Annotated in this window: 12 protein-coding genes and 1 tRNA gene; 7 read left to right on the forward strand and 6 right to left on the reverse strand. The window is 56.9% G+C overall.

What is annotated here, in order from left to right:
* Positions 1-735, reverse strand: a complete 735-nt coding sequence (locus GXP72_RS02055) for a succinate dehydrogenase/fumarate reductase iron-sulfur subunit (RefSeq protein WP_023310124.1) — start codon at positions 733-735, stop codon at positions 1-3.
* The gene (gene frdA, locus GXP72_RS02060; protein ID WP_024907346.1) at positions 728-2,518 is read right to left on the reverse strand and encodes a fumarate reductase (quinol) flavoprotein subunit; all 1,791 of its coding nucleotides are present in this window, start codon (positions 2,516-2,518) and stop codon (positions 728-730) included. Before frdA ends, GXP72_RS02055 begins: the two co-directional genes overlap by 8 nt.
* A gap of 310 nt (positions 2,519-2,828) precedes the next feature.
* Between frdA and epmA the strand changes: the two genes are divergently transcribed.
* Positions 2,829-3,806, forward strand: a complete 978-nt coding sequence (gene epmA, locus GXP72_RS02065) for an elongation factor P--(R)-beta-lysine ligase (RefSeq protein WP_023310126.1) — start codon at positions 2,829-2,831, stop codon at positions 3,804-3,806.
* A gap of 195 nt (positions 3,807-4,001) precedes the next feature.
* Positions 4,002-5,501 (forward strand): glutamate/gamma-aminobutyrate family transporter YjeM, encoded by a 1,500-nt coding sequence (yjeM, locus tag GXP72_RS02070; protein WP_208763423.1) that lies wholly within the window; start codon positions 4,002-4,004, stop codon positions 5,499-5,501.
* A 37-nt stretch (positions 5,502-5,538) separates the two neighbouring features.
* On the opposite strand, the gene mscM is transcribed toward yjeM, so the two are convergent.
* From mscM to rsgA, 3 genes are all read right to left on the reverse strand, one after another.
* A complete protein-coding gene (gene mscM / locus GXP72_RS02075; RefSeq protein ID WP_208763424.1) occupies positions 5,539-8,862 on the reverse strand; it encodes a miniconductance mechanosensitive channel MscM in 3,324 nt (1,107 codons plus the stop codon).
* Positions 8,863-8,881: 19 nt separating this feature from the next.
* Positions 8,882-9,850, reverse strand: coding sequence for an archaetidylserine decarboxylase (gene asd / locus GXP72_RS02080; protein WP_024907342.1), 969 nt, complete (start codon positions 9,848-9,850; stop codon positions 8,882-8,884).
* A 97-nt stretch (positions 9,851-9,947) separates the two neighbouring features.
* A complete protein-coding gene (gene rsgA, locus GXP72_RS02085) occupies positions 9,948-11,000 on the reverse strand; it encodes a small ribosomal subunit biogenesis GTPase RsgA (protein ID WP_208763425.1) in 1,053 nt (350 codons plus the stop codon).
* 107 nt (positions 11,001-11,107) lie between these two features.
* Between rsgA and orn the strand changes: the two genes are divergently transcribed.
* The gene (gene orn, locus GXP72_RS02090) at positions 11,108-11,653 is read left to right on the forward strand and encodes an oligoribonuclease (protein ID WP_008502926.1); all 546 of its coding nucleotides are present in this window, start codon (positions 11,108-11,110) and stop codon (positions 11,651-11,653) included.
* Positions 11,654-11,849: 196 nt separating this feature from the next.
* A tRNA-Gly gene (locus GXP72_RS02095) sits at positions 11,850-11,925 on the forward strand.
* A gap of 270 nt (positions 11,926-12,195) precedes the next feature.
* Here the strand turns inward: GXP72_RS02095 and queG are convergent.
* Entirely contained in the window at positions 12,196-13,335 is a 1,140-nt protein-coding gene (queG, locus tag GXP72_RS02100) for a tRNA epoxyqueuosine(34) reductase QueG (protein WP_090419399.1), read from the reverse strand.
* On the opposite strand from queG, the gene nnr reads away from it, so the two are divergent.
* The 3 genes from nnr to amiB are packed head-to-tail and all read left to right on the forward strand — an operon-like array spanning position 13,334 to position 16,668.
* Positions 13,334-14,857 carry a bifunctional ADP-dependent NAD(P)H-hydrate dehydratase/NAD(P)H-hydrate epimerase gene (gene nnr, locus GXP72_RS02105; RefSeq protein WP_208763426.1) on the forward strand — a complete coding sequence of 508 codons (1,524 nt, stop codon included), beginning with the start codon at positions 13,334-13,336 and terminating at the stop codon, positions 14,855-14,857. The genes queG and nnr overlap by 2 nt on opposite strands.
* Positions 14,850-15,311 (forward strand): tRNA (adenosine(37)-N6)-threonylcarbamoyltransferase complex ATPase subunit type 1 TsaE, encoded by a 462-nt coding sequence (tsaE, locus tag GXP72_RS02110; protein ID WP_013095283.1) that lies wholly within the window; start codon positions 14,850-14,852, stop codon positions 15,309-15,311. The genes nnr and tsaE overlap by 8 nt, the downstream gene beginning before the upstream one ends.
* A 16-nt stretch (positions 15,312-15,327) precedes the next feature.
* Complete coding sequence (gene amiB, locus GXP72_RS02115; protein WP_024907338.1) at positions 15,328-16,668, forward strand: N-acetylmuramoyl-L-alanine amidase AmiB; 1,341 nt, start codon at positions 15,328-15,330, stop codon at positions 16,666-16,668.
* The last annotated feature ends 7 nt before the right edge of the window (positions 16,669-16,675 follow it).

The following is a 16,675-nucleotide window of genomic DNA, read 5'->3' on the forward strand; positions in this document are numbered from 1 at the left end:
TTAGCGTGGTTTCAGGGTAGCGATAAGAAAGTCTTTCGAGCTTTCCACTTTACCCTGCTGAATAGCGGCGGCCGGGTCGACGTGCTTCGGACAGACTTCGGAGCAGTAGCCCACAAAGGTACAGCTCCAGACGCCGTTCTGGCTGTTAAGCTGCGCCATACGTTCTTTTTTGCCGTGGTCGCGGCTGTCCTCGTTATAGCGGTGCGCCAGGGTAATGGCGGCCGGGCCGATGAACTCCTTGTTCAGGCCAAACTGTGGACAGGCGGCGTAGCAAAGACCGCAGTTGATGCAGCCGGAGAACTGATGATATTTCGCCATCTGCGCCGGGGTCTGGGTGTTTGGCCCCTGATCCGGCGTGCGTGGGTTACCAATGATGTACGGCTTAATGGCTTCCAGGCTTTCGATAAAGTGGGTCATATCGACCACCAGATCGCGTTCAATCGGGAAGTTGCCCAGCGCTTCGACCTTAATACCTTTAGTGTACTCGCGCAGGAAGGTCTTACAGGCCAGCTTCGGCACCTTGTTGACCATCATGCCGCAGGAGCCGCAGATCGCCATGCGGCAGGACCAGCGGTAGCTCAGGTCTGGCGCCAGGTTGTCTTTGATATAGCCGAGCGCGTCCAGCAGGGAGGTTTGCTCGTCATAAGGCACTTCATAGAAAGCGCTGTGCGGTGCGGCGTCCACTTCCGGATTGTAGCGCACCACTTCAACTTTCATTTTTTGCATCTCAGCCATTCGCCTTCTCCTTCTTCTCGGCGGCTTCTGCTTCTGCACCGTACACGCGTTTTGCCGGCGGCAGCGTGGTGATTTTCACGTCGCTGTAGTCCAGACGTGTGGTGCCATCCGCATCGCGCCAGGCGAGAGTGTGTTTCAGGAAATTGACGTCGTCACGTTCGGTACAGCCTTCGTCCAGACGCTGGTGGGCCCCACGCGACTCTTTGCGCGCCAGCGCAGAGTGCGCCATACATTCCGCGACGTTCAGACCGTGGCCCAGCTCGATGGTGTAGAGCAGGTCGGTGTTGAATACGCTGGAGGTGTCGGTGATGCGCACGCGCTTGAAGCGCTCCTGCAGTTCCGCCAGCTTGTCGACGGTTTTTTGCATCAGCTCAGGGGTACGGTAGATACCGCAGCCTTCTTCCATCGACAGGCCCATCTCGTCGCGGATCTTAGACCAGTTCTCGTTACCCTCCTGGTTCACCAGATCTTTCAGGCGTTTTTCAACGTCTGCGACCTGCGCATCCAGCGCGGCACCGTTGGCTTCACCTGCGGTTGCCGCACGCTCCATTGCGCGCTCGCCCGCCATGCGGCCAAAGACAACCAGCTCTGCCAGCGAGTTAGACCCGAGACGGTTAGCGCCGTGCAGGCCAACGGAAGAACATTCGCCGACGGCGAACAGCCCTTTAATGCGGGTTTCGCACTGCTGATCGGTTTCGATACCGCCCATGGTGTAGTGCGCGGTTGGACGCACCGGGATCGGCTCTTTAACCGGATCCACGCCAACGTAGGCTTTCGCCAGCTCGCAGATGAACGGCAGACGTTCCAGCAGCTTCTTCTCGCCCAGATGACGCAGGTCGAGATAGACTACATCGCCGCGCGGCGTGGAGATGGTGTTGCCTTTGCGCCACTCGTGCCAGAAAGCCTGAGAGACTTTGTCACGCGGGCCGAGCTCCATGTATTTGTTCTTCGGCTCGCCGAGCGGGGTTTCCGGGCCCATGCCGTAATCCTGCAGATAGCGATAGCCGTTTTTATTGACCAGAATACCGCCTTCACCGCGGCAGCCTTCCGTCATCAGAATGCCGGAGCCCGGCAGGCCGGTTGGGTGATACTGCACGAATTCCATATCGCGCAGCGGCACGCCGTGGCTGAGCGCCATGCCCATACCGTCGCCGGTAACGATGCCGCCGTTGGTGTTATAACGATAAACGCGACCCGCACCGCCCGTCGCCATCACCACCGCATTGGCGCGGATCTGGACGAGCGTGCCTTCCATCATGTTCATCGCCACCAGGCCGCGCGCCTGTCCATCATCCACCAGAATGTCGAGGACGAAATGTTCATCGAAGCGCTGGATTTGTGGGAACTGAAGGGAGGTCTGGAACAGGGTGTGCAGCATGTGGAAGCCGGTCTTATCGGCGGCGAACCAGGTGCGTTCGATCTTCATGCCGCCGAAGCGGCGAACGTTGACGCTGCCGTCCGGACGGCGGCTCCATGGACATCCCCACTGTTCAAGCTGGGTCATCTCCGTTGGACAATGGTGCACAAAGTAGTCAACGACATCCTGTTCGCAAAGCCAGTCGCCCCCTGCAACCGTGTCGTGGAAATGGTATTCAAAGCTGTCATGATCCTGCGCAACGGCGGCGGACCCTCCTTCTGCTGCCACTGTGTGACTACGCATTGGATAGACTTTTGAAATCAATGCGATTTTAGCGTTGGGATTAGCTTGTGCTGCAGCAATCGCAGCACGTAATCCAGCCCCGCCAGCGCCTATTACGGCAAGATCGGCTTGAAAAGTTTGCACGACATTCCTCCAGATTTTTGTTATTTCGCAACGCGACAAACTAAAGGTAGTTCACCCGTCCAAAAGGACGATTGCGAAAGCGTTTCCACTGCTCCTTTATGGGTAAAACAGTATAACCGTGTAGATGTCAGGGAAATTTGACGTGTTCGATTTTTTTGCTGTTCTGTCAGGCGATTTATCATGAAGATTGATGAAATACGTCACGCAATTGTTCACCTAAATGAAATGCGCTTTTTTACTGCACAAAATTTGTCTCTGCCCCGGCTAACGAGTAGACTTCGTGCCCTTGTCTGAAATCGGAGAACAACTCATGAGCGAAACGGCCACCTGGCAGCCGAGCGCATCCATCCCTAATCTGTTAAAACGCGCTGCAATTATGGCGGAGATCCGCCGTTTCTTTGCCGACCGCGGCGTCTTGGAGGTGGAAACCCCGTGCATGAGTCAGGCAACGGTAACGGATATTCATCTGGTCCCGTTTGAAACCCGTTTTGTTGGCCCCGGCCACTCTCAGGGCATGAATTTGTATCTGATGACCAGCCCGGAATACCACATGAAACGCCTGCTGGCAGCGGGGTGTGGTCCGGTCTATCAGCTGTGCCGCAGTTTCCGTAATGAAGAGATGGGTCGTCACCACAACCCGGAATTCACCATGCTGGAGTGGTACCGCCCGCATTATGATATGTACCGCCTGATGAATGAGGTGGACGATCTGCTGCAGCAGGTCCTGGACTGCTCGGAAGCCGAAACCCTTTCCTATCAGCAGGCTTTCCAGCGCCATCTGGAAATCGATCCGCTGTCGGCGGACAAAACCCAGCTGCGCGAAGTGGCGGCAAAACTGGATCTGAGCAACGTGGCGGATACCGAAGAGGATCGCGACACGCTGCTGCAGCTGCTGTTCACCTTCGGCGTGGAACCGCAGATTGGCAAAGACCGTCCGACGTTTGTTTATCACTTCCCGGCAAGCCAGGCCTCACTGGCGCAGATCAGTACCGAAGATCATCGTGTCGCAGAGCGTTTTGAGGTCTATTACAAAGGCATCGAGCTGGCGAACGGCTTCCATGAACTGACCGACGCCCGCGAGCAGGCGCAGCGCTTCGAGCAGGATAACCGCAAGCGCGCCGCGCGCGGTCTGCCGCAGCAGCCTATTGATGTTAATCTGCTTGAAGCATTGAAAGCAGGTCTGCCGGATTGCTCCGGCGTGGCGCTGGGTGTTGACCGTCTGGTCATGCTGGCCCTGGGCGCAGAGCAGCTTGGCGATGTGATTGCCTTTACGGTCGATCGCGCCTAATAAAATGCCGGGTGGCGCTGCGCTTACCCGGCCTACTATTCCTGTCAATTAACCTTTCCATTTCAGCACGACAACATTAAAAACTGCCACATTCCCTATACACGGGTCTTTTTCTTAATTTGCCCCGCATAGCCACAATATCTGTCTGGTCTTCTGCTACCATCCGCGCAGTTTAATTCCTTTTCGGATGGTTCTATGTCCCAGTCACTCAAAAAGATGACCCTCACCGGGCTCATCCTGATGATATTTACCTCAGTCTTTGGCTTTGCCAACAGCCCGTCAGCGTTCTATCTGATGGGCTACAGCGCGACGCCGTTTTATATCGTTTCTGCTCTGTTCTTCTTTATCCCGTTTGCGCTGATGATGGCGGAGATGGGCTCGGCTTACCGGAAAGAAGAGGGCGGGATCTACTCATGGATGAATAACAGCGTCGGGCCGCGCTATGCGTTTATCGGCACGTTTATGTGGTTTTCATCCTACGTCGTCTGGATGGTGAGTACGGCGGCCAAAGTCTGGGTGCCGTTCTCAACGTTTCTTTTCGGCGCCGATAAAACGCAGGTCTGGTCTTTGGCCGGGCTGAGCTCCACGCAGGTCGTCGGGATTCTGGCGGTATGCTGGATGGTTGTCGTGACGCTGGTGGCGTCTAAAGGCATCAATAAAATTGCCCGGATTACCGCCGTGGGCGGGATTTCGGTGATGGGATTGAACCTGGTGCTGCTGCTGGTGAGCATCGCTATCCTGTGCCTGAACGGTGGTCACTTCGCGCAGGAGGTTAACTTTGCCTTCTCGCCGAATCCGGGCTACCAGTCCGGGCTCGCCATGCTCTCCTTCGTGGTGTTTGCCATCTTCGCTTACGGCGGTATTGAAGCCGTAGGCGGCCTGGTTGATAAGACGGAAAACCCGGAAAAGAACTTTGCGAAAGGCATTATTTTTGCCGCCATCGTGATTTCCATCGGCTATTCGCTGGCGATTTTTCTCTGGGGCGTCAGCACCAACTGGCAGCAGGTGCTGAGCAACAACACCACTAACCTTGGCAACATCACCTATGTGCTGATGAAAAGCCTGGGGATGACGCTGGGGCAGGCGATAAACCTGAGTCCCGAGGCGGCATCGGTAATGGGGGTCTGGTTCGCGCGTATTACCGGCCTGTCGATGTTCCTGGCCTATACCGGCGCATTCTTCACACTGATCTATTCGCCGCTGAAAGCGATTATTCAGGGTACGCCAAAAGCGCTGTGGCCTGCGCGTATGACCCAGCTGAACACCGCAGGCATGCCTGCTAACGCCATGTGGATGCAGTGTCTGCTGGTGTGCGTGTTCATTCTGCTGGTGTCATTTGGCGGCGATACGGCGTCTGCGTTTTACAACAAGCTGACCCTGATGGCGAACGTGTCGATGACGCTGCCGTACCTGTTCCTGACCCTGGCGTTCCCGTTCTTTAAGGCGAAGCAGGATCTTGAACGTCCGTTTGTGATTTTTAAAAGCCGCGTGGCAACGCTGCTGGCCACCACGGTGGTGGTGCTGGTGGTGGCGTTTGCCAACATCTTCACCATTATCCAGCCGGTAATTGAGGCGAACGACTGGAACAGCGCGCTGTGGATGGTGGGCGGCCCCATCTTCTTCTCGCTGCTGGCGATGGGGATTTATGAGAATTACCGTCGACGCGCGATGGCATATGTCGCAGAAGTGGCGTAGCGGGAATATTCCCCTCCCGAAAGGGAGGGGAGACGCGTTACAAACTACCCGCCGGGCGCGTACGCGCCGCTGACGTCAGCGTTCTTCCTGTTTTACGCCCGTCCAGGCTTTCCAGACGCATCTGGAAAGGTGGGAACGGCATATCAATACCGTGCTCGCGGAAGCCCGCCAGAATCAGCTGGTGGATCTCATGGCGCAGCGGCATACGGTGTCCCATTTCGGCGGCGTAGATACGCAGCTCGAAAATCTGAATCCCCTGCTGTAAATCCACAAGGAAGACTTCCGGCGCCGGGTTGTCGATCACCAGTGAGCAGCGCTCAGCGGCGGTGTAGAGGATCTGGGTGACCTCTTCGCTGTTAGCGTCCGACGGTGCCGGTACCGTCAGCACCACACGGGTAACGGAGTCTGACAGCGACCAGTTGATGAACTGCTCGGTGATAAACGCCTTGTTTGGCACGATGATCTCTTTCCGATCCCAGTCGCTGATCGTCGTTGCACGGGTGTTGATCTTCGTGATGCTGCCGGTCAGATCGCGGATCGTGACGGTATCGCCAATGCGGATCGGTTTTTCGAACAGAATGATCAGGCCAGAGATGAAGTTGGCGAAGATCTCCTGTAAACCAAAACCTAACCCTACACCGAGCGCTGCCACCAGCCACTGGAGCTTCGACCACTCAATACCGATCATCGAGAAGCCAACCAGCCCGCCAAACAGCATGATCAGATATTTGGTAATGGTCGTGATCGCATAGCCCGTACCCGGCGTCAAATCCAGATGCTGCAGCAGCGCCAGCTCCAGCAGCGCCGGGAAGTTACGCACCAGCTGGGTGGTGATGATCAGCACCAGAATGGCAATCAGCACCGCCCCCAGGGTAATCGGCTCCAGGCTTTCAACACCCTGCACCGTGGAGGTCACGTCCCACAGCGAGATGTTCTCCAGGAAGCCAAACGCGGAGTGGATCTCTGACCACAGGAAGATGACCGAGAGGAGGGCAATCAGCATCAGGATGGAGCGAACCAGGCGCAGGGACTGGGTACTGATGGCATCCAGATCCAGCTCGACCTCGTCCGCTTCCGTTGTGCCTTCCGTACTGTTGACGTGGTTTGGCTCTTCCTCACCCCGCGCGCGCTGGGCGAGGATCTCCGCCCGGCGGTGCTTGGCACGGTCAAACGCCAGACGGCGGCGCTGGATCAGCATCCAGCGGCGGATCACGTGGTACACCACCAGAAGCAGGAACCAGATGGCGACCGAGGTTTCCAGCCTCGCCAGCAGCGCCTGCGCGGTTGCCAGATAGCCCACCGCGGCTGCCAGCATTGCAAACAGCGGCGCGCTAAGCAGCAGGTTCCAGAGCAGCCGGTTGAACATGTTGTCGCCGCTGCCGGATTTATCCAGATAGAGCGGAATACCCGCGCGTTTCAGGCTGAGCGTGACGATGGCCAGCGCCCCGCATATCAGCATAAAGCAGAGGCGGCCCAGCGAGCCTGAGAATTCCCGGTCGTTGAGATTATCGAACATGATCAGCGCCATAATCAGCGGCACAATCAGCCCGATGCTCATCAGGTAGTAACGCATGGCGCGCGCAACGCGATTACGCGGCCAGCCAAAGTGGGTGATGAACAGGCCATTGGGGCGTGCGAAGGTGGCGCATATCATCACCACCCACAGCAGCGGCACCGTGGCGGTGACGCCATCACCAATCGCTACCGCGAGCGGATAGGGCCAGGCTTCCCGCAGGCCATACCCCAGCGTCATCCACAACACCGGCAGCGGAGAGGCGACAAGAATCGACCAGAATACGGTGCGCAACGTCAGCCAGAAGTGATCCTGGGTAACCTTCCCCACCCGGGAGCTGGAACGCTCGAGGAAGCGGGTGAAATGTCTGCGCGAGTAAATGCTGAAGCCCACCAGAATCAACGCCCCCAGCAGCGGGAAAATGGTCTCTTTGCTGGTGAACATCATCACGCTGGCCTGTCCCAGCTGGCTGAAGGTATCCAGCGAAATCAGGCGGCGCAGGTCCTGGACAATCTCAATCGGCCACGAGAAGGTCATCGGACGCACGTCGGACGTCCAGAAGAGATAACGGTGCGTCGCCTCGTTCACCTCTTTCAGCGCATCTTCCAGCTGGCTGTTAGAAACCTTCAGCTTGGTCAGCTCCAGAATCAGCGTATCCCCGCCCTGCAGCAGAGAGTTCAGCAGTTCACGCTGGGTACGCAGCTGGGCTTCCAGAATACGGTTTTGCTCGCTGGTCAGCGGCTGTCCATCAGCCTGACGGATCTGGCGGATTTGCGGCTGTTTATTGAGAAGATCTTCAAAGTGCAGGCGCTGAACGCGCAGCTGGGCCATCTCGGTATCCAGCTGCTGCGGCTTAGGCATTTCCGGCAGGCGCGCGACCTGGGCGCGCAGCGCTTCGCCCAGCAGGTTTGATGACCCGAGCCACTGGGACTGCTCGCGCAGGGTGTTTAACGCCTGACGAACCTGCAAGGTTTGATTGGTCGCCTGACGCTGCTGCGAGGCAACCAGATCCATACGCTGCGCCTGCTGATTCAGCGCGGCAGAAAGCTCACGGTTGACCTTAAACTGCTGGACGATGCCGGCAGGCAGGTTATCGCTGTTTTCTGCCAGCAGTTCGGTACTTTCCAGCGCGCGCTCCGCTTCACGCTGGCGCTGACTGTTGAGCTGATTGCGCAGGGCCTGAAGGTAAGCGTCCAGCTGCTCGCTTTGCTTCTGAGCGAGTTCAGAGCGCATTCGCGACAGCTCCTGGCGGTTATTGGCGGAAAGCTGCGCCAGCTCCAGTTCATCGACAAGGGCCTTCAGGCGAGCCGATTCTGCCTGCAGGCCCAGATTTTGGGCCTGCGCCTGTGGCGTGTTGCCGTTTTGCGTACCCACGCGGCGCTCAACTTCATTAAGCTGGCGACGGGCGTCGGTTTGCTGCTGCGGAAGCTGGCTGAGGGAGTCGGCAATTTCACGCGCTCGCTCCTGCTCCTGCTGAGCAAGGCGGCTCTTTTCCAGAAGCTGGCTGCTGACCTGCAGGATCTCCTGGTTCAGCGCGTCGGAGGTCATGCCTGCCGGCACATCGCGCGGTTCGTCACGCAGATTATTGAGCTGCGCGCGCAGCGTCTGGGAGAGTTTGGGGAAGTTGTCGATAACCTGCTGATACTGCTGAGCGCGCTCAAGCGAGCCTTTCCGCTCCTCAAGCGCGTTCAGGGCAGCCTGGAGCGACTCGATGGTCTCTGGCTGAGCGGGTTTGGCCGCTTTTGCCTGCTCCAGTTCCTGGGTTATCTGTTTGGCGTCGGGGGCTGTCGCTGCGTACGCCCCCATGCTGAGGCACCAGGCCATCAGTAGAACGATAATCGGGCGCACGTCAGCGATCCTTCTGTTGTTAGCCTTCGTCTTTTTTGTCGTCAACCAGCGGGCTGGCGTCGTGCTCGGCCTGGATCTCTTCTTGTGACAGCGGAGCCGGTTCTGCCTCTGGCGTCACGAAGGTTTCAGTAGAGACCGCCAGCGGCTGGCCCAGCTTTGTCACCGACAGGCTTTCAAGCTGTTCAGCCAGCTTCACTTTGCCTGGCGCAAACAGGTTGATCACGGTGGAGCCCAGCTTGAAGCGACCCATTTCCTGACCTTTCAGCAGGGCCACAGAGCCTTCCGCTTCACCGGCAGGCCAGGTCCAGCGTTTGATCACGCCTTCACGCGGTGGAGTGATGGTGCCGGCCCAGACAGTTTCAATGCTGCCTACGATGGTTGCACCCACCAGAATCTGTGCCATAGGGCCAAATTCAGTATCAAACAGGCAGATGACGCGCTCGTTACGGGCAAACAGGTTCGGCACGTTCTGCGCGGTCAGGTGGTTCACGGAGAACAGATCGCCCGGGACGTAAATCATCTCGCGCAGGATGCCGTTACACGGCATGTGCACGCGGTGGTAGTCGCGCGGTGACAGATAGGTGGTGGCAAAGGTACCGTTGCGGAACAGATCCGCCATCAGGTAGTTACCCGCCAGCAGCGCTTCCAGGCTGTAATTATGGCCCTTCGCCTGCAGAATTTTGTCGTCTTCGATGTTACCCAACTGGCTAATGACGCCGTCTGCCGGCATCACCAGGACGTTAGGGTCGGTGTTCAGCGGGCGCACGTCGTCACGCAGCGGGCGCACGAAGAATTCGTTGAAGGTGCGGTAGCTGGCGGTGTCCGGCTTCTGTGCCTCTTTCATATCGACCTTGTAATATTTTACGAAAAGGTCGATGACCAGTTTGGTCAGCCAGCCCGCGCGTTTGCTTGCGCCCCAGCCCGCCAGGCGAGTGAGCCACAGTTTTGGCAGAATGTATTGAAGCGAAAGTTTAAATGCGTTTAACAAGGTAGCCTCCAGGCCATTGTTTTGTCGTTCCTGATCCGGCGTTAAGCCGCCGGAACCTGAAAAAAGGGGACGATTTTAGCGATGCTTAGCTTAGTTGTCAGTTATCAGAATCAGAAAAGTTTTTACGCGTTTTTACCTGATCCATGCTCTCAAGAATACGGTGGTAATTCTCGAAGCGGGTCTCCGCAATTTCGCCTTTCTCAACCGCTTCACGGATAGCGCAGCCTGGGTCGTTATCGTGTTTACAGTCGCGGTACTTGCAAGCGCCTAAATAATCATGGAATTCGACAAATCCGTTAAAGATTTGTTCCGGCTCCAGGTGCCATAAACCGAACTCTCGCACGCCCGGGGAGTCGATGACATCGCCCCCGTGCGGGAAGTGATACAAGCGTGACGCGGTGGTGGTGTGCTGGCCCAGGCCCGAGACATCAGACACGTCGTTGGTGAGGATCTCTTGCTGGAGGCCAAGCAGGTTGTTCAGCAGGCTCGATTTGCCCACGCCGGACTGACCCGCAAAGATGCTGATGCGATCGGTAAGCGCCTCTTCCAGCGGTTTCAGGCCATCTTTGGTGTAGCTGGAGACCATCAGGACGCGGTAGCCAATTTTGCGATAGATATCCATCTGCTCATTGACGAAGGCCATGCCGTCGTCGTCCAGCAGATCGATTTTGTTCAGCACGATAATCGGTTCAACCTGCAGCGTTTCGCAGGCGACGAGATATCGGTCGATAATATTGAGCGACAGTTCGGGCAAAATCGCCGATACGATAACAATCTGGTTAATGTTGGCGGCAATCGGTTTGACCCCGTCGTAGAAATCGGGACGGGTTAACACGGACGTGCGCTCATGGACCGCTTCAACGATGCCTTTTACCGTCACGCCTTCCGCCGCCTCTTTACCCGGCCGCCAGACGACGCGGTCGCCGGTCACCAGAGAACGAATGGTCCGGCGGATGTTGCAGCGGTGAATCGTACCATCGGCGGATTCCACGTCAGCGTGCATACCGAAACGGCTGATGACTACGCCTTCCGTTGGGTCGCCAAACAGGTTGTCGTCGTAATCGACCTTCTCCGCAGTGGTTTTAAGACGGCGCTGGTGATTGGCATTCACGCGGCGCTGCTGCCCTTTGGAGAGTTTATTTTTACTCAATCGCACTGGCTCCTGGTCGCCCGTAGGGGGCAAAACCTCTATGATACACTCTAATTAATACTAGTTAACCTGCTACTGCCGGTTATGCGAGAAGGGTGGAAAATAACATGAGCGCGGATGAAAACAACCTGATTTGGATCGATCTCGAAATGACCGGGCTGGATCCCGAGCGCGATCGCATTATTGAAATTGCAACCCTGGTGACGGACGCCAACCTGAATATCCTGGCGGAAGGACCAACGATAGCGGTGCATCAGTCCGATGACCAGCTGGCGTTGATGGATGAGTGGAACGTGCGTACCCACACCGGCAGCGGTCTGGTGGAGCGGGTAAAGGCGAGCACTATGGGTGACCGTGAGGCGGAGCTGGCGACGCTTGAGTTCCTGAAACAGTGGGTTCCGGCAGGCAAATCGCCAATCTGTGGGAATAGCATCGGCCAGGATCGTCGTTTCCTGTTTAAGTACATGCCGGAGCTGGAGTCTTACTTCCACTACCGCTATCTGGACGTCAGCACGTTGAAAGAGCTGGCGCGTCGCTGGAAGCCTGAAATCCTCGACGGCTTTAAAAAACAGGGCACGCACCAGGCGATGGATGATATCCGAGAGTCTGTGGCGGAGCTTTCCTACTACCGCGAAAACTTTATTAAGCTGTGATTTTGCGATCCGGCGCCTTGCGTGGCCGGGTTTTTGTCGTTAAATTGTTCAGCTTGCCGATTAAATAAGCATTTGAACTTAATTTCGAAAAAATCGCTTTAAGGGGGGTTGCAGCTAAAAGGATTTCTCGTATAATGCGCCTCCCGTAACGACAGAGAATTACACGTTACGACAGCAACAAAAGCAGTGCAGATTTGCGGGAATAGCTCAGTTGGTAGAGCACGACCTTGCCAAGGTCGGGGTCGCGAGTTCGAGTCTCGTTTCCCGCTCCAAATTCTTCTTCATCTCTAAAATATCCGCAGCGAAAAGCATCGCTGGGGACGTTTTCTGTTGTCTCTGAAATACTCTTGTGAACAGAGTTATCCACAGAAACTGCGCTTAATCGAAACCGGGTTAAAACTTAGCAGGGTGAATAATATCTTCGTAACGCACTGTATTTACAGTATAAAATTTGATTTCGAAATGTTATTGAGATCACTTGACCTCTTCTCCAGCCCAGATGGCGCTTGAGTTTGTAATTTTATTCACAGGCTGTGAATAGTTCAGGCATCCCGCGGAAGCCCTTTTTCAATCACCCTCACCAGACGCTGTTTCTTCGGGAGCTGCACCTCGACCACGCAGGCATTACGTTTCTCAATTTGCTGCGCAATCGCCCATTCTATGTGCTCATCAAGAAGTGGGTGCTCACCTCTACGGCTTTCAAGCGCCCGCACGTTCGCTTCATCCCACGGGGCATTACCCAGCGCGACGGCCACATTTCGCAGCCAGCGCAGATGCCCGATACGGCGAATGGCCGAACCTTCCGTCACCTTCAGGAACCAGGCCTCGGTCCAGGCGAACAGCTCGATGAGCGGCGGCGCATGGAGCGCCTTACGCGGGCTGAAATCCTCTTCGTCCGTAAGCTGTGAATAGCGGTTCCACGGGCAGATGAGCTGGCAATCGTCGCAGCCGTAGATGCGGTTGCCGATAAGCGGTCGGAACTCCTCTGGAATGGCCCCTTCAAGTTCGATAGTGAGGTAGGAGATACAGCGACGGGCATCAACGGTGTAAGGCTCAACGATGGCGCCCGTTGGGCAGATGGTCATACAGGCAACGCAGCGGCCACAGTCTTCCTCTACCGGGCCGTCTACCGGCAGCGGTAAATCAATCAGCAGTTCACCCAGAAAGAAGAACGATCCGGCGTCGCGGCTGAGGATTAGTGAGTGCTTACCTGTCCAGCCAAGCCCGGCTTTTTCGGCAATCGGGCGCTCAAGAATAGGCGCAGAATCGACAAAGGGTCTAAAATTCAGCGAAACACAGTGCTGCTGAATAGTTTCCCCGAGTTTTTTTAAACGGTTACGCAAAAGTTTATGGTAATCGCGTCCCAGGGCGTACCGGCTGACGTAACCCAAAGAGGGATTTTTTAGCGTGCGCGCAAAGGCCGCGTTGGCGGGCAGATAGTTCATGCGCACGCTGATGACGCGTAATGTGCCCGGCAAAAGCTCGTGTGGACGGGCGCGCATCATGCCATGGCGCGCCATCCACTCCATTTCGCCGTGGTATTGTTTGTCCAGCCAGGCCTGCAGTTTCGGCTCGCTGGCGGAAAGGTCGGTATCGGTAATACCCACCTTCTGGAAGCCAAGCTCAGCACCCCACTGTTTTATTTTTTGCGCTAATTCATTGAGATCGAGGGGCTGTGACATGACGGACCATACGGTGAAGAAAAACCCCGCAAGTATACCACATTCCATCTGGCATGCGGATGACCTCCGGCGCGCCGAAAAAGAGGCCGCAGACAGCCTCGGGATTACCCTGTATGAACTGATGCTGCGCGCGGGTGAGGCGGCGTTTAACGTTGCCCGCAGCGCGTACCCGCAGGCCGCCCACTGGCTGATTCTGTGCGGTCACGGCAACAACGGCGGCGATGGCTACGTCGTCGCCCGTTTGGCGGTTGCGGCAGGTATCCGCGTGACCTTGCTGGCTCTCGAAAGTGATAAACCGCTGCCGGAAGAGGCCGGCGCGGCGCGGGAGGCGTGGCTTAACGCAGGCGGTGTGATCCATGCGCCTGATATCGTCTGGCCGGAAGAGGTGGATCTGATTGTTGACGGGCTGTTAGGCACGGGGCTGCGCAGCGCGCCTCGTGAGAACATTGCCGCACTCATTGAACACGCTAACAGACATTCCGCGCCGGTAGTCGCCCTGGATATTCCCTCTGGCCTGATTGCACAAACCGGCGCGGCGCCGGGGGCGGTGATTCAGGCTGCACATACGGTGACTTTCATCGCCCTCAAGCCGGGGTTACTGACCGGTAAAGCGCGGGATGTCGTCGGCGTGCTGCACCACAGCGCGCTGGGGCTGGAGAGCTGGCTCGACGGGCAGGAAATGCGCATCGCGCGTTTTGATGCATCGCAGCTTGCTGCGTGGCTCCCGCCGCGCCGGCCGACCTCCCATAAAGGCGATCACGGCCGGCTGGTGATTATTGGCGGCGACCATGGTACGGCAGGTGCGATTCGCATGACCGGCGAAGCGGCTCTGCGCAGCGGTGCCGGATTAGTGCGAGTACTCACTCGCATCGAGAATATTGCGCCGATCGTTACAGCCCGACCGGAGCTGATGGTGCACGAGCTTACGCCCCAGTCGCTTGAAGAGAGCCTTGAATGGGCGGATGTGGTGGTGATTGGCCCGGGGCTTGGGCAACAGGCATGGGGTAAACAGGCCCTGCAAAAGGTCGAGAATTTTCGTAAACCGATGCTGTGGGATGCTGACGCGCTTAACCTTCTGGCAATAAACCCGGATAAGCGTCACAATCGCATTCTGACGCCACACCCCGGCGAAGCCGCGCGGCTGCTTAACTGCAGCGTGGCAGAAATTGAAAGCGATCGCTTACTTTCTGCTCAGCGTCTGGTAAAACGTTACGGAGGTGTTGCTGTTTTGAAAGGGGCAGGAACCGTTGTCGCCAGTGAGGAGACGCAGGGCATTATTGATGCTGGAAATGCGGGCATGGCGAGCGGCGGCATGGGCGATGTGCTTTCCGGCATCATCGGCGCATTGCTTGGACAGAAACTTCCCCTTTATGATGCAGCCTGCGCGGGCTGCGTGGCTCACGGCGTTGCGGCGGATAAACTGGCTGCGCGTTACGGTACACGCGGTATGCTGGCCACCGATCTTTTTTGCACGCTGCGGCGTGTTGTTAACCCGGATGTGATTGACGTAGAAAATGACTAATCGAGCGATTCCTTTACCTGATGAACAAGCCACTTTAGAACTCGGCAAGCGCGTGGCGCAGGCCTGTCAGGGGGCAACCGTCATTTATCTGTATGGTGATTTAGGTGCGGGTAAAACCACCTTTAGCCGGGGTTTTTTGCAGGCGTTAGGGCATAACGGGAATGTCAAAAGCCCAACCTACACGCTGGTAGAACCGTACACCCTTGAAAATCTCATGGTGTACCACTTCGATTTATACCGCCTTGCGGATCCTGAGGAGCTGGAATTTATGGGGATCCGTGATTATTTTGCCAACGACGCCATTTGCCTGGTGGAGTGGCCGCAACAAGGTGCGGGTGTGCTGCCTGACCCGGATGTCGAAATTCACTTAGATTACCAGGCACAAGGGCGTGAGGCACGCATCAGTGCTGTTTCCTCATCAGGCAGTTCCTTACTGGCGCGACTGGCCGGTTAAGCGTAGGGATGACGGGATGATAAATCGCGTTAAAGGTTGGTTGTTGGCTGCCACCGTGCTGCTGTGCGCGCAGGCCGGGGCGGCAAACCTCTCAGATATTCAGGTATCGAACGGCGAAAGCCAGGCCCGGATCACGTTCAGCTTTATGGGCGATCCTGAATATGCGTTTTCACAGCCAGACAGCCACAGCGTGGCGCTGGATATCAAACAGACAGGCGTGATCCAGGGGCTGCCGCTGCGGTTCAGCGGTAACAACCTGGTGAAAAGTATCCGTTCGGGAACACCGCAGGATAGCCAGTCGCTACGCCTGGTGGTCGATCTGACCGAAAAGGGCATAACGAAGGCGGTGAAGCAGCAAAACGGGGCGAACTATACGGTGGTCTTTACCATCAATGCCGACGCACCGCCACCGCCTCCACCGCCGCCGGTCGTAGCGAAGCGCGTGGAAGAACCGATATATACGCCGCGTCCTTCTGAACCTGCGCGTAATCCGTTTAAATCGCAGAACGATCGCATTACTGCTGCAACCAGTAGCGATACGGTGACGCGTCCGGCGGCCAGCGCGCGACGCGCGACGGCCAGCGGTGACAAAGTGATTATCGCCATTGATGCGGGTCACGGCGGGGAAGATCCGGGGGCGATTGGCCCTGGCGGCACGCGAGAAAAAAACGTGACGATCGCTATCGCGCGTAAACTGCGTTCGCTACTCAATGACGACCCGATGTTTAAAGGCGTGTTGACCCGCGACGGGGATTACTTTATCTCCGTAATGGGACGCTCGGATGTGGCGCGTAAGCAAAACGCGAACTTCCTGGTCTCCATTCATGCGGACGCCGCACCGAATCGTAGCGCGACCGGCGCCTCGGTTTGGGTGCTGTCAAACCGTCGCGCCAACAGCGAAATGGCCAACTGGCTGGAAGAGCATGAGAAGCAGTCTGAACTGTTAGGCGGCGCGGGCGATGTGCTGGCGAACAGCCAGTCCGATCCGTACCTCAGCCAGGCGGTACTGGATTTACAGTTCGGTCATTCTCAGCGCGTCGGGTATGATGTCGCCACTAACGTATTGAACCAGCTGCAAAGCGTTGGCGTGCTGCATAAGCGTCGTCCGGAACATGCCAGCCTCGGCGTTCTGCGCTCGCCGGATATCCCGTCCATCCTCGTCGAGACGGGCTTTATCAGTAACAACGGTGAAGAGCGTCTGCTGGGAAGCGACAGCTACCAGCAGCAAATTGCCGAAGCGATTTATAACGGTCTACGTAAATACTTTGATGCCCATCCGCTGCAGTCTGCGCCACAGAGTGGTGCTGGCCAGACGGCCAGCGCAGCGCTGCCGGGTGAGATGACCGCGACCAACTAAGGAGAAT

Source organism: Enterobacter sp. SES19, assembly GCF_011765665.1.
GTDB classification, from domain to species: Bacteria; Pseudomonadota; Gammaproteobacteria; order Enterobacterales; family Enterobacteriaceae; genus Enterobacter; species Enterobacter pseudoroggenkampii.

Bases quoted from the DNA above. Each gene is read 5' to 3' on its own strand.
- orn (WP_008502926.1), top strand. From the start codon at position 11,108: ATGAGCGCGGATGAAAACAACCTGATTTGGATCGATCTCGAAATGACC.
- amiB (WP_024907338.1), top strand. From the start codon at position 15,328: ATGATAAATCGCGTTAAAGGTTGGTTGTTGGCTGCCACCGTGCTGCTG.
- yjeM (WP_208763423.1), top strand. From the start codon at position 4,002: ATGTCCCAGTCACTCAAAAAGATGACCCTCACCGGGCTCATCCTGATG.
- GXP72_RS02055 (WP_023310124.1), bottom strand. From the start codon at position 735: ATGGCTGAGATGCAAAAAATGAAAGTTGAAGTGGTGCGCTACAATCCG.
- epmA (WP_023310126.1), top strand. From the start codon at position 2,829: ATGAGCGAAACGGCCACCTGGCAGCCGAGCGCATCCATCCCTAATCTG.
- queG (WP_090419399.1), bottom strand. From the start codon at position 13,335: ATGTCACAGCCCCTCGATCTCAATGAATTAGCGCAAAAAATAAAACAG.
- nnr (WP_208763426.1), top strand. From the start codon at position 13,334: ATGACGGACCATACGGTGAAGAAAAACCCCGCAAGTATACCACATTCC.
- tsaE (WP_013095283.1), top strand. From the start codon at position 14,850: ATGACTAATCGAGCGATTCCTTTACCTGATGAACAAGCCACTTTAGAA.